Origin of the sequence: Superficieibacter sp. HKU1 (assembly GCF_029319185.1) — a bacterium.
Classification (GTDB): domain Bacteria; phylum Pseudomonadota; class Gammaproteobacteria; order Enterobacterales; family Enterobacteriaceae; genus Superficieibacter.
The window spans coordinates 150,940-167,766 of record NZ_CP119754.1; the positions used below are offsets into that span (position 1 = coordinate 150,940).

The 16,827-nt window shown below is 45.6% G+C and carries 18 protein-coding genes; 7 read left to right on the plus strand and 11 right to left on the minus strand.

What is annotated here, in order from left to right:
* The first annotated feature begins 114 nt into the window (after positions 1-114).
* Positions 115-1,785, plus strand: a complete 1,671-nt coding sequence (ligB, locus tag P0H77_RS00745; protein ID WP_276160991.1) for an NAD-dependent DNA ligase LigB — start codon at positions 115-117, stop codon at positions 1,783-1,785.
* Between the two features lie 2 nt (positions 1,786-1,787).
* On the opposite strand, the gene P0H77_RS00750 is transcribed toward ligB, so the two are convergent.
* From P0H77_RS00750 to P0H77_RS00760, 3 genes are all read right to left on the minus strand, one after another.
* Positions 1,788-2,405: a trimeric intracellular cation channel family protein gene (locus tag P0H77_RS00750; RefSeq protein WP_276160993.1), complete on the minus strand. Its 618-nt coding sequence runs from the start codon at positions 2,403-2,405 to the stop codon at positions 1,788-1,790.
* A 312-nt stretch (positions 2,406-2,717) separates the two neighbouring features.
* Complete coding sequence (locus tag P0H77_RS00755) at positions 2,718-3,746, minus strand: hypothetical protein (protein WP_276160995.1); 1,029 nt, start codon at positions 3,744-3,746, stop codon at positions 2,718-2,720.
* A 150-nt stretch (positions 3,747-3,896) separates the two neighbouring features.
* The gene (locus P0H77_RS00760) at positions 3,897-4,127 is read right to left on the minus strand and encodes an AlpA family phage regulatory protein (RefSeq protein ID WP_276160998.1); all 231 of its coding nucleotides are present in this window, start codon (positions 4,125-4,127) and stop codon (positions 3,897-3,899) included.
* Positions 4,128-4,390: 263 nt separating this feature from the next.
* Between P0H77_RS00760 and P0H77_RS00765 the strand changes: the two genes are divergently transcribed.
* A complete protein-coding gene (locus tag P0H77_RS00765) occupies positions 4,391-4,909 on the plus strand; it encodes a hypothetical protein (RefSeq protein WP_276161000.1) in 519 nt (172 codons plus the stop codon).
* A 44-nt stretch (positions 4,910-4,953) separates the two neighbouring features.
* On the opposite strand, the gene P0H77_RS00770 is transcribed toward P0H77_RS00765, so the two are convergent.
* Positions 4,954-5,334 carry a helix-turn-helix transcriptional regulator gene (locus P0H77_RS00770; protein WP_276161002.1) on the minus strand — a complete coding sequence of 127 codons (381 nt, stop codon included), beginning with the start codon at positions 5,332-5,334 and terminating at the stop codon, positions 4,954-4,956.
* Positions 5,335-5,590: 256 nt separating this feature from the next.
* Between P0H77_RS00770 and P0H77_RS00775 the strand changes: the two genes are divergently transcribed.
* The 3 genes from P0H77_RS00775 to P0H77_RS00785 all read left to right on the plus strand — a co-directional run bounded on the left by P0H77_RS00775 (position 5,591) and on the right by P0H77_RS00785 (position 7,123).
* Positions 5,591-6,154: a hypothetical protein gene (locus tag P0H77_RS00775; protein ID WP_276161004.1), complete on the plus strand. Its 564-nt coding sequence runs from the start codon at positions 5,591-5,593 to the stop codon at positions 6,152-6,154.
* Positions 6,155-6,224: 70 nt separating this feature from the next.
* Positions 6,225-6,713: a hypothetical protein gene (locus tag P0H77_RS00780; protein ID WP_276161006.1), complete on the plus strand. Its 489-nt coding sequence runs from the start codon at positions 6,225-6,227 to the stop codon at positions 6,711-6,713.
* A 53-nt stretch (positions 6,714-6,766) separates the two neighbouring features.
* Positions 6,767-7,123: an acyl-CoA dehydrogenase gene (locus tag P0H77_RS00785; protein WP_276161008.1), complete on the plus strand. Its 357-nt coding sequence runs from the start codon at positions 6,767-6,769 to the stop codon at positions 7,121-7,123.
* Between the two features lie 161 nt (positions 7,124-7,284).
* Here P0H77_RS00785 and P0H77_RS00790 read toward each other — a convergent pair whose 3' ends face one another.
* The 6 genes from P0H77_RS00790 to P0H77_RS00815 all read right to left on the minus strand — a co-directional run bounded on the left by P0H77_RS00790 (position 7,285) and on the right by P0H77_RS00815 (position 14,175).
* On the minus strand, positions 7,285-8,049 hold the full coding sequence (locus P0H77_RS00790; RefSeq protein ID WP_276161010.1) for a restriction endonuclease: 765 nt from the start codon (positions 8,047-8,049) through the stop codon (positions 7,285-7,287).
* A 1-nt stretch (position 8,050) separates the two neighbouring features.
* Positions 8,051-8,854 carry a hypothetical protein gene (locus P0H77_RS00795; RefSeq protein ID WP_276161014.1) on the minus strand — a complete coding sequence of 268 codons (804 nt, stop codon included), beginning with the start codon at positions 8,852-8,854 and terminating at the stop codon, positions 8,051-8,053.
* Positions 8,855-9,006: 152 nt separating this feature from the next.
* Positions 9,007-9,324: a hypothetical protein gene (locus tag P0H77_RS00800; protein ID WP_276161016.1), complete on the minus strand. Its 318-nt coding sequence runs from the start codon at positions 9,322-9,324 to the stop codon at positions 9,007-9,009.
* 174 nt (positions 9,325-9,498) lie between these two features.
* Positions 9,499-11,637: an AAA family ATPase gene (locus P0H77_RS00805; protein WP_276161017.1), complete on the minus strand. Its 2,139-nt coding sequence runs from the start codon at positions 11,635-11,637 to the stop codon at positions 9,499-9,501.
* A 224-nt stretch (positions 11,638-11,861) separates the two neighbouring features.
* Positions 11,862-13,118 (minus strand): site-specific integrase, encoded by a 1,257-nt coding sequence (locus tag P0H77_RS00810; RefSeq protein WP_276161019.1) that lies wholly within the window; start codon positions 13,116-13,118, stop codon positions 11,862-11,864.
* Between the two features lie 193 nt (positions 13,119-13,311).
* The gene (locus tag P0H77_RS00815; RefSeq protein ID WP_276161020.1) at positions 13,312-14,175 is read right to left on the minus strand and encodes a YicC/YloC family endoribonuclease; all 864 of its coding nucleotides are present in this window, start codon (positions 14,173-14,175) and stop codon (positions 13,312-13,314) included.
* A gap of 124 nt (positions 14,176-14,299) precedes the next feature.
* Here P0H77_RS00815 and rph point away from each other — a divergent pair, with 124 nt between their 5' ends.
* Together rph and pyrE are read left to right on the plus strand one after the other, a co-directional pair.
* Positions 14,300-15,016, plus strand: coding sequence for a ribonuclease PH (rph, locus tag P0H77_RS00820; protein WP_276161022.1), 717 nt, complete (start codon positions 14,300-14,302; stop codon positions 15,014-15,016).
* Positions 15,017-15,080: 64 nt separating this feature from the next.
* Positions 15,081-15,722, plus strand: coding sequence for an orotate phosphoribosyltransferase (pyrE, locus tag P0H77_RS00825; RefSeq protein WP_276161024.1), 642 nt, complete (start codon positions 15,081-15,083; stop codon positions 15,720-15,722).
* A gap of 34 nt (positions 15,723-15,756) precedes the next feature.
* Here the strand turns inward: pyrE and P0H77_RS00830 are convergent, their stop codons facing one another.
* Positions 15,757-16,773, minus strand: a complete 1,017-nt coding sequence (locus P0H77_RS00830) for an SMP-30/gluconolactonase/LRE family protein (protein ID WP_276161026.1) — start codon at positions 16,771-16,773, stop codon at positions 15,757-15,759.
* Positions 16,774-16,827 lie beyond the last annotated feature (54 nt).

Here is a 16,827-nt window from a genome sequence, read left to right on the forward strand (position 1 = left end):
TGTTGCAGCAACAACGCCATTTCTCTGGAAGCCTTGCCGGAGATTTTGCTTTGCCCGTTGGCACTCTTTTTCTCCTGAGGATAAAACGTCTATAGCGTAAAAGGAGGGGTGAAAGTGAAAAGGATACTACTGCTGTTCATCGCGACAGTTACCGGAGCTCAGGCGACGTGTCCTGCCTGGGCGCCTGCCCGAGCAGAACGGGAAATCGCCCAGCTTACGGCACAAATCGCACGCTGGAACGACAATTACTGGCGGCAGGGTGCAAGTGATGTGAGCGATAGCGTTTACGATCAGCTTTCAGCACGCCTGACGCAGTGGCGGCGCTGTTTTGGCTATGAGGAAAGCGGTGAAAGTGCGCCACCGGGTCTGACGTCCGGCGTGTTGCACCCGGTCGCTCATACGGGGGTACAGAAACTGGCCGATGCGCGCGCGGTGAGCCAGTGGATAGCGGGGAAGCGAGATCTCTGGGTTCAGCCAAAAGTCGACGGCGTCGCGGTGACGCTCGTTTATCATCAGGGGCGTTTAAAGCAGGCTATCAGTCGCGGCGATGGCCTGAAAGGCGAGGACTGGACTGAGAAAGCACGGCGCATTCCTGCCATCCCACAAACGGTGACAGGGGCGCTTTCGGAGAGCGTGTTGCAGGGGGAAATCTACCTGCAACGGGATAATCAGATTCAAAAACAGATGGGCGGCATGAACGCCCGCGCGAAAGTCGCCGGGGCGCTGATGCAGCAAGGGGAAAGCAACGCGCTGACCCGGTTGGGCGTATTTATCTGGGCATGGCCGGATGGGCCGCAAAAAATGGACCACCGTCTGATGCTGTTAAGCCAGGCGGGGTTTCCTCTGGCTCAGCGGTATTCACAGAAAGTGACGCGGCTGGAAGAGATCGCCGCGTGGCGCGATCGCTGGTTTACAACGCCGCTGCCGTTTGTGACCGATGGCGTGGTGATTCGCTCTGCCATTGAGCCAGAGGGAAAACACTGGCTACCGACGCAGGGCAGTTGGGTCGCGGCCTGGAAATATCAACCGCCCTCTCAGGTTGCCGAGGTGAAAGCCATTAACTTCACGGTGGGCCGAACCGGAAAGATTAGCGCAGTGGCGCAGCTCCAGACAATAAAGCTGGATGATAAAGCGGTGCAGCGGGTGAATGTTGGCTCTCTTGCGCGGTGGCAAACGCTGGATATTGCGGCGGGCGATCAGGTATTGGTAAGCCTGGCCGGACAGGGGATCCCTCGCATTGATAGCGTGGTGTGGCGCAGCACACAGCGCGCGAAACCGACGCCGCCTGCGCAGAAATATAATGCGCTGACCTGTTTTTATGCCGTCCCCGGTTGCGAGGAACAGTTTGTGGCGCGGCTCGAATGGCTTGGATCAAAAGCGGTTTTCGATATTGATGGCCTGGGACGCGCAGGCTGGCAGACGCTGCATCAGGCGCATGCTTTCACGCACATCTTCTCATGGATGGCGCTGACGCCGGAGCAGTTGCGTAATACGCCGGGAGTAACTCCCTCGCGTGCCGCACAGCTCTGGCATCAGTTCAGTCTGGTGCGGCAGCAGCCTTTCAAACGGTGGGTAACGGCGCTGGGTTTACCGCTTAGCAGGGCGGCGCTGGGGGCGCTGGCGGATAATCACTGGCAGGAGATAGTGGCGCGCGATGAGCAAGGCTGGCAACGTTTACCCGGTATGGGAAGCGCGCGGGCGCAATCCATGGTGAACGCAGTACATCATCCGGATATTTCCCGGCTGGCGCAGTGGCTCGCCGACCAGAAAATACCCGGGTTTTGACTTCAGTGCGCGTTGTGTTTGTAGTAAAACACCGGTAAGCCCAGCTTCAGGCGCAGCGCCAGCAAACGGGCCGTAAAGCCAAACAGCAAGGTGGCGATAACCACGATATCGTGGTTACTCACGTAATGTTGCAGCGCGACGTAGAGCACGGCGGCGGAAAATGCCACGCCCGCGTAAAGCTCTTTCTGGAAGACCAGCGGAATGCGTTTACAGAATATGTCGCGCAGCACGCCACCAAATACGCCGGTCACTACGGCGGCAATGGTGGCAATAATCGGTCCTTCCCCCATATCCAGCGCTATCTGCGCGCCGATGATAGAAAAAACCACCAGACCTAGTGCATCCAGCACCAGAAAAAGCTTACGTAAATAGGGCATCACCGGGGCCATGATGGTGGTCAGTACCGCAGCAATCGCAACAATGATCACGTATTCCGGATGTTTTACCCAGCCCAGCGGATAATGGCCTAACAGAATATCGCGCACCGACCCGCCGCCAAGGGCCGTCGCCGTGGCAATGATGATGACGCCAAACGTATCCATGCGTCGACGCCCGGCAGCCAGCGCGCCCGTCATGGCTTCAGCCGTAATGCCGATGAGATAAAGAATATGCAGTAACACAGACGCCCCCGAAATTAGTGACGAAAGGGTAGCGATTTGTGCGCTATATCACGATTGAGATTTTCTAAGGCGAAGCGATTTGGTTTAGAAAAACTAATGCCTGAAGCGGGTTTGAACCTTAACCTGTAGGGATGTAATGTTTTTAAGCGGTTTTTTTGGCTTAGAAAAGCTAAAGTGGCCCACCACCGGCGGGCCATGAGTACCGGACGTTACTCGATGTTGGATCTGAATGTTGAATAGTGCTGTATATACTATGATTTATAATATATTTATCTAATCATATTTTCGATTAGCTACACCCTTAAGTACACCTTAAGCACATGCTATGCTGTGTATGCTGCTTAATTGCTCAACGCAGCGTGGCCACTGATCCCAGATCTTACGTTCATCGAAAAGCACTGTTTTATGTCTAGCAAGTAAGGCAGTCAAGCGTGAACGCCCAAGTGGCTGCTTAAAACAACTCTTCAAAGCTATGACACTGGGTTCTTTAGGGAGGTCATTTAAGTATTCTCTTTTTAGTAGCTCATCGACTAAACCCTTAGAGTAGACTTGAAACCGTTCAAAAGGGTTCTTCATCACTAGGAGTTGGGCCAACCTCATAGCCCCCGCTTTTTTACCGGCTGGTTTAGCGCCAGGTTTGTACCGAGCTTCGATACGCAAGAAGCGCTTACGCTCATCCAGATTGATGTTAATGAATTTGGCCCTATCCTCCAGAATGAGTTTTTTGTCGCGGAGCGTATTAACTTTTTCATAACAATGAATATGTAGAAGAGAGCGATTGCTGCCGATTCTTACTCCCGGTAAACTATTTTCAGTATCGTAATACGTGCTCTTCTCTGCATTTTTTAATCCCCACAGGTAATCATCTAGCTTGCAGTCATATACATCAAGAGCTACGTCAACCCTTGTAACCCAAGCTCGAACAAGTAGTCGATAAAATATCTCACCTAAGTTGCTATTTATCCATGATACTAAATCATCTATTTTTACTTTTGTCATATGTTGAGGATTAAAATCCAAACGTAGCCCTCCTGTATTAGGATGTTTCGGAACATAATCAATATGTAATAGTAATGGTGAGTTCCTCGTTCTACTGTATATATTTAATGATTTGCGATAAGGTTTGTCCTTTTTGTTCTTAATGTATTCAACTCTATACTTCTTTTCCTTCCGCTGATTCATTTTTTCCAGCTTAATATACACTTCCCTTTTTTCCTCTTCAGTAAGAAAATCACTGACTACCGTTAACTTATCAATTCTAATTCTTAAGTAATGATCATGCTTATCTCTGCCGATGTTTAAAGAGGGGCATATCTCTATATTGCTTCTGTGTAATAACATAACTATTCCTTCTCAAAATAGTGAGAGTTACAGCCAATATGAGGCCATAATCAACATATGAATCAATATCAGTTATGACTCTCACTATTCCTATCTATGTGCATATAACGTGCTATTAGAGGGATGGGATTTTCTGATCCATAAACGTCATCAAATTTTGGTTTCTGCTAACGACACTTTTTGACGATTAGCAATCCATCGCAGTATTTCCTCTTCTCGCCATGCAACAGCACGCGAGGATTCGTTTGTGCTGGCTATTCCACCTGTCAGGCGTACAGGTTCAGGGAAGTGGCCAGCTTTTATCTGACGATAGAGGGTGGCACGTGAGAAGGCACAGTATTCAAGGACGGTTTTGAGTTTGATCAGACGTGAGGCATGCATCGTAAAAGCCCGTTTGGTTTACGCATCCAATTGATGCGAAATGCATTTACAGATTTCCAAAACCGCTAAATTTTGATGTTAAATAGGTGAATCTGATCGTCAGATTCACCTAAAAGTCGTTTGAAAGGGCTTTTCAGCAAAAACTATAAGGATCTGATGATCAGATTGTGATTGAGTATGGATCTGATCATCAGACTATAATGTTGACAACTACTAACCACAGGGTAATCTGATCGTCAGATTTTGAGGCGAGGTATGGCGTTATGGCAAAAGTGGAAAAGTGTTTGGAAGATGATGAAGTGGCAGCCCGAAAACAGAGAGACAAAGATTATCAAAATAGACGTCAGGAACGACTGAAAGAACTAGGCGAGAAAAAAATATTAATTAGAATTGATAATGATACCTATGAAAAATTGGCGGACTTATGTGAAAGTTTGGGGCATAAAAGACCAGTGCCGGGAATGCACAACCTTATAGAAAGTTATTCTGCTGCTTTAGCTTATTTGCTACGTCTTGAAAAGACGCAGCAGTTGTGTCAACCTCAATCACAAGCATCAAAAGAATTATACGATTTATATAAGACAGTTGATCATTTTAAAAATGATCTAGGACTTTCTGATTCTCAAATAATCAATAGCATGAAGGAAAGAAAAATTCGACATCCATGTGCAGTATTTAATGGTGATGACAGATATGACTGGAAGGAAAGACATATTAAGAAATTGTTGAATAAGAAGCTTCTTCTTAGCCGGCTATCTATATTAAATGAAGAAGATAAATAAACATCTTTCTTTAAGTTTTTGGATAAACTAGCCATTGTTTATCATTATTGTTTGGTGTATTTATCAAGAAACATAATCAATAAGCGCCTCTGCTCATGTGTTAAGCGAGGCCAAATATTATCAAGTCGACTCTTCAAGTCTGCATCTTTTACAGGTGCGAAATCCTGTTGTTTCTGGATATCATTTTCAAACGTCGAGAAGCAATCAATGAAAAACCAGCTAATCGGTGTGTTGAGCTTTACCGCGATGTTCACGAGATGGGCAACGTTGATCTTGTTTGTTCCACGTTCATAACGCGAAAGCTGTTGGTGGGATATATCCACAAGCTCCGCTAAATGCTGGGCTGTCATTCCCAGTTCTTTACGACGCATTTGAATGCGTTGGCCTACCTGTTTGTCTGCACTATCTGAGGGTAACTGGGCCATATACTGCTCTTCACTTCCATAAAATGTCTATAGATGGAAGTTTGTGGCCTTTTTTCTCTTGTATAAACATCATCTATGGATTATAAATGAATTTTGCGCATCTATAGTCGTTGTGGTGAAGGGGGAGAAGGGAGCAAGACAGTGAATATCTAGTAATCTAACGCTTTTGCGATAACCAATTCCTTGAACTGTAGATGGGAGTTTTTTGGTATGTCTATAACAAACTCATAAACGAATATCTTGTTTGGCGTGGCTGATGAAAAAACAGGAAGTATTGATTATAGAATCACGTAGTGATCAGGATATTTATGATGGCAGAGGTGAAGGAGAAACATTAAAGCGTATACTTCAGTTACAAGGTGTCAATGCCAAAAGCATTGAGGCTATCAATGAGAAAATGCTCATTAAAGCGTTAAAAGTCGCTCAAAGAGAAAATATTAAATATGTCCACATAAGTGCTCATGGATATGATAGAGGCTTTGCTCTAACAGATGATGCTATTATTACATGGCGAGATTTAGATCGACTTGCCTGGCCGATATTAAGAGGGAAATGCATTTGTTTTTCAAGTTGCTCTGTTGGTAATGGTGCAGAAGAGTTATTTATCCTACACAAATCATTCTGCAATGCGATTGTTGCCCCAACAAGAGAAATTAGCTGGGGGGAAGGCTTGGTGGCATATTCTGCGTTTTACCATCGAGCACAATTACGCGAAAAATCATCTATCCAGAATGTAAAAGTAATGAACCATGTTGTTGGCGCGGGGACGTTCAGGATTATTGAGTCTCCCTATGTTTCGCATACATATACGATTGGCTGATTAAAGAAGAGGAAATGAGGTCGGTCAAGTTACTCAACATAGATAATATGAGTTAATTTAGGAGAGCACTATGAATAAAGAGCAAGATGAAATTAAACGTGTAGCGAACGTTCATTCATGGCTATATGGAGTGGGGGTGACGGCAGTTATTTCAGGCATAGGTTATATCTTCACGCCTCTGGAAATACCGATTCGTATAATTGTCAGTACATTAATCTTTTTACTGCTTTTATTTCCTATTGTAAAATTGGTTTTTTATTTTATTTCAAGTGGTGTTAGATGTAAGGTTTGCAATGCTTCATATAGTATTCAACTAATAGATACTAAAAGAAAATTTTTATCAGCCATACCCAAGAGTAAAACTCAAAACCAAGCCGTTGTTGGTGGAGATACACGAGGCCCTCATTATGGAAAGCAGATGATTATAAAGTCAACTTGGACAGAAGAACGATACAAAATTACTAATGTTTATTCGTGTGTTAATTGCGGAAACACCTATGATACTCAACGCATGGAAACACGAAAACAAGGGTATTCTAGTACAAAATTATATCGGTAATAATTTGTTGGTATAGATGTTTTTTATATTTAACAGTATATAAAGGAGTAATAATGAAAAAGATAGTCCTAACTTTTCTATTGGCCAGTAGCTTTACTATGGCGCATGCAGCTGAATACGTTAAGCGAAATGGCGCTTTATCATTGTCGACGGGGAATAACACTGCTGAATTTAATATTAATGCATCTCACGGTAATGCTTCTGGCGTATGTAATATGGAGGGCATTGCAGAACGTGTCGGTTCAGGCGCAGGGCAGCGAAATCGTTGGGTTTACAGCGACTCATCGAGTGCATGTGTAGCAGTAATTAGTGAATTGAAAGATGGTTCTGTCAATGTTATGACACGTAGCTGCGATAACTATTGTGGTATTTCAGCTGTTGGTTCTATGGACGGAAAGTACAAAAAATAATAATTGATTAGGCAAGTATCAAGAGCAGTAGTGATACTTGCCTGTATTGAATACCAATCATTTCTGTTAGCTACTATATTTAGCTAAACTATTTTCACAGAGAAATATGGCAGTCTATTATGAGCGGGAGGCGGAAGTCATCCCACTGCTGTGAAGGTTAGCTAACCAATAGCCCAGCCTGATGGATAAATCATCTGATGACTTAATTCCAACAATGTGGTTAAAGCTTCATCAAATTGGGCAGTAATATTATATTTTTGCGCGTCGATGGAATCTTCAATTTCACTGATTGTTGCATTCAATTCTCTTAAATAAAGGAATTTTTTTATTGAGAGCTGCCTAATGCATTCATGATTGGTGCTATGGTCATCTAAGTACCATTCTAATGTTAAATCATTATTGTTCTCAAATAAGTAACATTTTGCGTTTTCAATTTTATCAGAATCTAATAGATCTTTACTACAGCCACAACAACAAAGTAAAGGTTCATACTCTGCCCCAAATAACTTAGGCTGAGTAATTCTTCCTGAGTCAAAAAAACTTTGATTGACCATAAAAGGAAGGCTTTTTAAATTTTTTAATATTTCATAACTTTCTATTATTGTATGAGGGATATTGGATGAGTTTAAATATTTTTTTAAATTATCTCCAGCCCTCGTTGAATAAAACCCTATAAACAATTCCGTTTTATGCTGTGACATTCTATCAAGGATTGAATCTTCATCAGCAAGTGTTACAGATTTATTCGATCTGACATTGTTTTTACAACTAACTAAGCTGCGTACTGATTCTTTTTCAGCAATTAAATCTTTACCTCTATCAGGTCCTACTGAAGCACCTTCTAAAATAGTATATCCGATGTTTTCTAAATAATATGCAGCAAAATTCTCCCAATCATCTGGAGTCATATTTTGGAATATATTCATTCTACGCTAACCTCGAAAAAAGTCCGCCATTAACAGATCTAATCCTTTGCATGATCCTCATGGTAAAGATTCTTTTGTATTTATAAAACTCAGAAGTGTTAAGACCCAAATTGTTCTTGAGAAAAATCCTAATAGATTGATTCCATTCAATGAACTGGTCAGGATGTAGTACTTGGCTTATCTCAAGCCAACCACACTCTGTATTATCATCTATTCCATTTATACAGTGCTTAAGTCCGTAATATAAAAAAATAAAATTGTTACATCTGTGTATTAAGACCATGGAGTTTGTAATATTTAAAGGGTCTAAAATATCTGCATTACATCCACACATGCACTTTAGTGGCTTGTAAGATGACTCATCATTTAGATTAATATAATAGTTCGCAGGGATAAGATGATGACCCTTTATTCCACTGCCGAAGTAAGTATCAATAATGTTTGAATGTGTAAACGGGATAAATGTGGTTATTCTGGAACCGTTAAATAACTTAAAGTTGACTTGCATTGATGTAAGTCTCTCAAGTAAAGATGTTGTGTAATTTCCAGAGTAAAAACCTATAAAACCTTCTGCATTGTGTTTTTTTATTCTGTCAGTAATGTTTTTTTCTAACTTAGTACCTATAGCACCTCCATTAATGTTATGCCTGAAAGAAACAAGATATCTTGTTCCATTGTAATCGCAAATACCTAGATTTCCAGATATTTCATAGGCTTGCCATCCCATGTCATTAAGAAAGTCGACTGAGAATTTTTTCCAAGTTTCCTCATCAGTCCACTCTCTTATTTTCTGTTTATAGTTCATAATGACTCGATTATTATTACTAATAAAAATTTATATAATAATGAGGGCTACATTATTTTCCCAATAAATATCATTTCCCTGATGAAAATGGTAACTCAAATATTTTACTTTAAGATATTCTAAATTAAATTTTGAAATTGAAGTCACTGGCGTTATATTTTAACTTCTAAATCAATTTGATCAATACATGTTTGGGCTTGGCTATGATTTTTTGCGGTATGCCATTCCCCATGTCTTAATTTTATATCTGTTAACCCTTCTAATGGAATGCACCGCCAGTTCGAAGGAGAGTTGGGGGTTACAGGGCCTTTGCTACCACTTCCTCCAAATTGATAAAATAGTGCTTGATATTTACCTCTTTTTTTACCAAGCGCATGGGGGCACATTTCCCGATAATATCCTTGGTAATAAGCTGTTACTTGTAGCTTTCCTTTGATTGCTTCAGCGATAAGGTCATAGTTATTAGCCATGTTTAATTTCCTCAGTAAGTTTTATCGATGTTAAAAATGATTGTAAGGACAGTTTGAAAAATCACACGTTTAATATATTAACAAACCTATACTGCTAATTCGGAGTAGCACTAAGCCGCTGTAAATTCCAATCCGTAATTTGGACGAATCGTTAAAAAATTATGTACAGGCATATTATACGACCTCCTGCCCTATCTGATCATTGGCTGATTGAGTCGGGATAAGAAGCCTGTCACATTCTAAGATGACGTATTCAGGGATCAGATCGAATCGAGCCGGATCGAGTTGGCAGATAAATTCATTTTCAATATGATACGTTTCATTCACAAACTTGCGAATTACTCGATTATTCACTTCTGGCTCTAACAACCTGAATACCTGCAGTTTCTCATACCCAGTTCTACAATTTTGGTAGAGAGCCATAATGTACGCTGGAGTAGATAGAAGGCCTAGCATGTAAGCGTAGTTAAAATTAGGAATACGCTGAGTGATCTCGTCGCACCCTGTTTGCAACTTATTAGCAGCCATAGGAGGATAACCTGTACCTTCCTCTTTCGGCTCGCGCGAATCAATGGGTGAAGCTCGGCCGTGAAAAAGGTTTGAGAGCACCTGATAAGCATCTCCGCGATCGTCCAGAATTTCGTAATGTCGGCGTAGGTAGATCAGCTTAATTAGATCGTCACAATTTGACTCAGTCACTGTCTTGCATATTTGTGCAAATGTCATTATATCGCTATCGCGAATTGGTATCTCCGTTATAGTTCCTGTACTATAGCGGAGATATGATGCCATGACCTGATTATTAAACATCTGTCTAACTGATTTGAGTGTATCAATGATGGGTTCAACATCGTGTGTCAACATTAGTACTGTCAGGCTTTTCAGGCACTCTCCTGTATCACGACGGAATAGCATTTCAAGAATGGCAAATTTTTTGTTCTTGTCGAATGAGGAAATGGGATCGTCCAGGACTATTAAATCGGGTCTGCGGGCAAGACATTCGTACATAAAGAGGACAATAGCAAATGCATTACGTTCACCGTAACTGAGATGCTGACTTCCTCCTCTGAGATGGTCATCGTGATCCAAATGCCGCAGTTTGAGTCGACATTCTGCACCATCGCCGGAAATATCGACCTGATATCGGTAGCCTGCATATGCTAGGAATGTATTGATATCTGTCTTGTGCTTAGAGATTAGTCGTTGCATACCAGCACGCTGTATATTAATTTTTCCTTGAAGCTGGCCTGCATGTGTCATGAGTACATCTAGTGAAGTGTTGAGCCGGTCAACTATTCGTTGGGTTTGATTCGACCGTAAGTCAGGAAAGAATTGCAGATCCAACCGGCAGGCCGCCAGAGACGCACGCACATTACTTGCATCACTGAACGAAAAACTATTAAGGTTTTTTAATGTATTCAGCAGTGTAAGTAGATTGTCGGTTTGCCGCTTGATTGAAAGGAGATAATCTTCGTGGTGCTGTTCCAAGCCTCCCTGTAGCGTCGTAATTTCCGTCAGCAGTGCCTTCGCTGCGTCGGAAAAGTAGCCCCCCAGTTCGCTAAGCACATTAATGATGACTACGAGGTTTTTGATTACGGCCTTGTCATACTCATCACTGACTCTGCGAATCTGCTCGGTTTTATCGTGAGAATCACCTGTGCAGAAAGGGCAGCAACCTTCTGACAGTCCAGAGAAATTTTCATATCCCTTAGTCTGCCATTCGATCCACTCTACGTTGCGTAGGCTTTGTATAAATGGCTGGTAGAGTTCGAGTCCAGCGGGGATATGCTGTAGCTTATTGCCGCCGGCCAGCCCCCTCATCCCCGTTGAGGCTCTGGATAACCCTCTGTTGCTGAGCTTAAACGCCCCGCTGAGTTCCTGTAGATGAGTAATGAAAAGATCTAGCTCGTCGTTAGCTGTAAACTCCTGCCGTATGGCCATGACCATAGCCTCAATTTCACCTTCGGTCTGACTATAAGCCTCAGTTTTGATAAAAATGTCAAAACTGTTACTGACAAGCTCGTTTGGTTGAAAGGTAAATTGCGCAACGTATTTTTCATCAAAGCACATAACGTCGTGAATATTTTCCGCGCCGCTCACGCTCGGTTGGAAACCTGAGGGATTCGACGAGCGAAGCTTAAAGGGAAGGAGGGCGTTCAGGTTCTCAGTATCGCCAACAGCGCTGTACAGTATTGCGCGAGAGATGGTGCTCTTGCCAGTACCGTTCGGAGCAAATTTAATGTTCAGTTTGTTTTCTGAAAGTGTGATACGGGCACAATCAATATTGTTACAATGGCTGATTTCAATATCCATTTCAAAATCCCTTTAATGGGCTGAATTGATGATTAAAATTAATACAACATTAGCTGCGACCGTTCAATTTGAACATCGATCTTTGAGCTTAAACTAGAGTAGAACATAGGAATAATCTGCTAATCAAGTCGAAGCGTCTACTCCGAGCAACATAATGTGATGTTTGTAACATTAGCTTTTCATAGGTCGGCTGATATAGCGAGTTTGTGCCCGTACGTTTCACTCTAAGCCTTTCTAAGTGGCATCACGTTATAGCCTTCACCTCTTTCCAGAGATACGAGCAAGTCAGCCCAAAGCTCAAGGGCTTGCCTCCTCTCATCAAAATACTGATAACGGTTATAAATCCCTTCAACGCCTTTGATTCTGTGGTTCAAACAGCGCTCTGCAACTACCGGATCAACCCCTAATGCCGCCAGATGTGAACGCGCGGTACGTCGAAAATCATGAATAGTGAAATTAGGCATATCAGGTAGATTGCTCTTTACCTTGCTCAGCGCAACAGGCAGTGTGCTTTCTTGAATATGGGGGATCATGCGGTGCTGCATCTTTCTTGCTGGAAGAACCCACTGGCTATTGCAGGACATCTGATGCAGTTCTTTCAACCATTCAAGCGCTGGTGCAGGGATAGGGATATCGATCGCATCACCATTCTTCACTCGTTCAGCGGGTAAGTGCCAGACCGCTTCATCAAGATCGAACTCCTCCCATCGAGCTCCACAAAGCTCCATCTTACGGCAGCAGAACACCAGCAGAAGTTTCATTGTCAACTCGTTTTGACGTGAGAAGCCTTTTGTCATGGGCATAGCCTGGAAGAGCTTCATCAACTCTTCACGGCTGAGCCAGCGTTCTCTGCTTTGCTCCTGTCCGCCAGCATCTGAGATTTCAAAAGCACTAGTAGGATTGCTTTCAAGCATATGTCGCTTGATACCGTAATCAAAAATACGGCGGGTCCAGCGAAGCACGTCATTGGCAACTGTAGGAGCGCCACGTCGGACGATTTTTTGTAGCATATCGTCGATATGCCAGGGTTTAACATCTTCGATTCTGTGATTCCCGATTGCGGGGTTGATGTCTTTGTCTATGCGGCGGCGTAGAATGTCAGGGTGCTTCCACCGATTGAGGATCTGACGTTCAAAGTATTCTGCCGCCAGTTCTGAAACGCGGAGTGCATGTTTCTCCTCCTCCATCTTCTTCAGCGCTTCAGCCTTACGTTCCTGCTTCTCTCCCGCTACGTCATGTCCCAGAGCGACACGGGCAGAAAGTTCTTTAGCAATTTCCCGCGCTTTCGCGAGCGAAATGCTGGAGTAATAGCCAATCAGCATAACTCTGGCTTTGCCCGCCATTTTGTAGCGAAATCGCCAGAATGGGGCGCTATAAGTCTTTGGAAAACAGATGTATAACCCATTCCCGTCAGAGCGACCCGCAAAGTACTCATTGTTTCTAATCCATGTACGGATTTGTATGTCTGTCAGTTTTCCCATATGTCTCTCATCATCAGAGGGGGTGTACTTAAACGTGTGTACTTAAACCTGAATAAGTACACCTTTAAGTACACACGAAACATGCGCTGTAGTGATACGATGTGAGACTATATAAAACAAAAAAGGACATTATTTACAATGGCCTTTTTATCCTGACGAGACTTAGTGAGACTAAGCGAGATCGCGTGAAACGTTACTCGATATTCTGAATCTGTTCCCGCATCTGCTCAATCAACACTTTCAATTCAATCGCAGAGTTGGTCACCTCAGCATTGATTGACTTTGAGGCCAGCGTATTCGATTCACGGTTGAACTCCTGCATCATAAAATCCAGGCGGCGACCGACGGCTTCTTTTTTCTTCAGGATGTTCCAGGTTTCTTTGACATGTGCTTCTAGGCGATCAAGCTCTTCTGCCACGTCGATGCGCTGCGCCATCAGCACCAGCTCCTGCTCAAGACGGTTATTTTCCAGCTGAACCTGCGCATCTTCCAGTTTGGCGACCAGACGCTCGCGCTGCCACTGTAAAATCTCCGGCATATGGGCGCGCACTTTAGCGACTTCGGCGCTGACGCCATCCAGCCGCTGTTCGATTAAGCCTTTCAGCGCCTGACCTTCGGTTTCGCGGGCAACGATAAAGTCATCCAGCGTGCTATCCAGCGCGGCGAGGATTTCACTGGCGATCGCATCCAGATCCTGCTCCTGAGCCGCCATCACGCCCGGCCAGCGCAGGATATCTACCGGATTGATTTCACCTTCATCGCTCTGCATTTTGACCCAGTTCGCTGATGCTACCAGCTGTTTTGCCAGTTTTTCGTTGAGGATCAGCTCTCCTTGCGCGCTGGCGTCCGGTTCGAAGCGCAGACTGCACTCGACTTTACCGCGCGTCAGACGGGTGCGAATACGCTCGCGTACGACCGGTTCAAGGCTACGAAACTGCTCCGGCAGACGAAACCAGGTTTCCAGATAACGCTGGTTTACCGAGCGCATTTCCCAGGTGGCGCTGCCCCATTCGCCCTTGATTTCACGGCGGGCATAAGCGGTCATACTGCGGATCATAAACGTTCCTGTTTTTAAAGGAGAGATGGAAGGATTATAGCTTTCACTGCCCTGGCAGGATAGGAATAACCGCCGGAAGTCCGTATAATGCGCAGCCACATTCGTTTCAAGCCGGAGAAATCACATGCGTCCAGCAGGTCGTAGCGTCAATCAGGTGCGTCCCGTCACCCTGACCCGTAATTACACAAAACACGCAGAAGGCTCCGTGCTGGTCGAATTCGGTGATACCAAAGTGCTGTGCACCGCGTCCATTGATGAAGGTGTGCCGCGCTTCCTGAAAGGTCAGGGCCAGGGCTGGATCACCGCCGAGTATGGCATGCTGCCGCGTTCGACCCATACCCGTAACGCCCGCGAAGCGGCGAAGGGTAAACAGGGCGGCCGCACCATGGAAATTCAGCGTCTTATCGCACGCGCGCTTCGTGCGGCGGTGGATTTAAAAGCGCTTGGTGAATTCACCATTACCCTCGACTGCGACGTGATTCAGGCCGATGGCGGCACGCGGACGGCGTCAATTACCGGTGCCTGCGTGGCGCTGGCCGATGCGCTGAACAAACTGGTCGCGGCAGGCAAGCTGAAAACCAACCCGCTGAAAGGGATGGTAGCTGCGGTCTCCGTGGGTATCGTCAATGGTGAAGCGGTCTGCGATCTGGAATACGTTGAAGATTCCGCCGCCGAAACCGATATGAACGTGGTGATGACCGAAGACGGTCGCATTATTGAAGTACAGGGGACGGCAGAAGGCGAACCGTTCACTCACGAAGAGCTTCTCACCCTGCTGACGCTGGCCCGGGGGGGAATAGAATCCATTGTCGCCACGCAGAAGGCGGCGTTAGAAAATTGATGTTAAGGCGACTGAGAGGTCGCCTTTTTTTTGCCTGAAAAATGAAACCTGGAGGAGTATCGACATGAAACCGTATCAGCGCCAGTTTATTGAATTTGCGCTCAGCAAGCAGGTACTGAAGTTTGGCGAATTCACGCTGAAATCCGGACGTAAGAGTCCCTATTTCTTCAACGCCGGACTGTTTAATACCGGGCGCGATCTGGCACTGCTTGGCCGTTTCTATGCCGAAGCGCTGGTCGATTCTGGTATCGATTTCGATCTGCTGTTTGGTCCTGCTTACAAAGGCATTCCGATTGCGACGACCACGGCGGTCGCGCTGGCGGAGCATCACGATCGCGACCTGCCGTACTGCTTTAACCGTAAAGAAGCTAAAGATCACGGCGAAGGCGGTAATCTGGTGGGCAGCCCGCTTCAGGGAAAAGTCATGCTGGTGGATGACGTTATTACTGCCGGTACCGCTATCCGTGAATCGATGGAGATTATCCAGGCCAATGGCGCAGAGCTGGCTGGCGTGCTGATTTCGCTGGATCGACAGGAACGCGGCCGCGGCGAGATTTCCGCGATTCAGGAAGTGGAACGCGACTATGGCTGCAAGGTGATTTCCATCATCACGTTAAAAGAGCTGATTGCGTATCTGGAAGAGAAGCCGGAGATGGCAGCGTCTCTGGCGTCGGTGCGCGCCTATCGGGAAGCGTACGGGGTGTAAATCATTCCCCGGCAGGATGGCTGCCGGGGCATTTTTAGATCAGCTTCGCGCCCTGCGTATTTACAAACAGGGAATAGATGGACGTGCTGGAGGCCATAAACAGCCGATTACGCTGCTCGCCGCCAAAACAGAGGTTGGCGCAACGTTCCGGTAATTGAACGGTTCCGATATGTTTCCCCTGAACGTTGAATACCCGCACGCCATCAAGTTCTTCAGTACCGGTGCCCCAGCCGCACCACAGATTGCCGTCCACATCGCAGGCGATGCCGTCCGCCGTACCATTGCCGCAGTCAATATGCGTTCGCTTGTTTTGCAGCGCGTTATTCACCACGTCATAGGCCAGGATTAAGCGGTTTGGCGCGGCACGGCTTTCGACAACGTACAGTATTTTTTCGTCAGGTGAAAAGCACAGGCCGTTAGGGCCTTTAACGTCACCAAGAACCACCTCTAATTGACGGCTTTGCGGATCGAGCCGATAAACGTTTTGCGGCAGTTGCGGCTCGGCTTTATGGCCTTCATAGAAGCCGGTAATACCAAAGGGCGGATCGGTAAACCAGATGGAACCATCAGATTTCACGACAATATCGTTGGGCGAGTTAAGTGGCTTACCGTCAACGCTATCAGCCAGCACGGTAATGGTTCCGTCGTATTCAGTGCGGGTGATGCGCCGCGTATCGTGCTCACAGCTAATCAGCCGTCCCTGACGGTCACGGGCATGGCCGTTCGCATTATTGGCTGGGCGACGGAATACGCTGGTTGCTCCGGAAACCTCATCCCAGCGCATAATGGCGTTATTGGGAATGTCGCTCCATAACAGCATCTGCATATCGCCAAACCAGACCGGGCCTTCCGCCCAGCGAAAGCCCGTGGCGATTTGCTCCACCTTCGCGCTGGCGACCATATATTTCCGAAAGCTATCATCAATGGCAGTGACGCGTGGATCGGGATAGCGCCCGGACGGTGTCCAGCCAGCAATACTTTTTTGGCTTAACAGTAATGTGGCGGTGGCAAGACCGCTCAGTTTTAACAATTCCCGCCGTGATGTTGCCATTGATCCTCTCCGTAGCCGCTAAACGATACAGTTCAATGGATAGTAGGAGGGAGC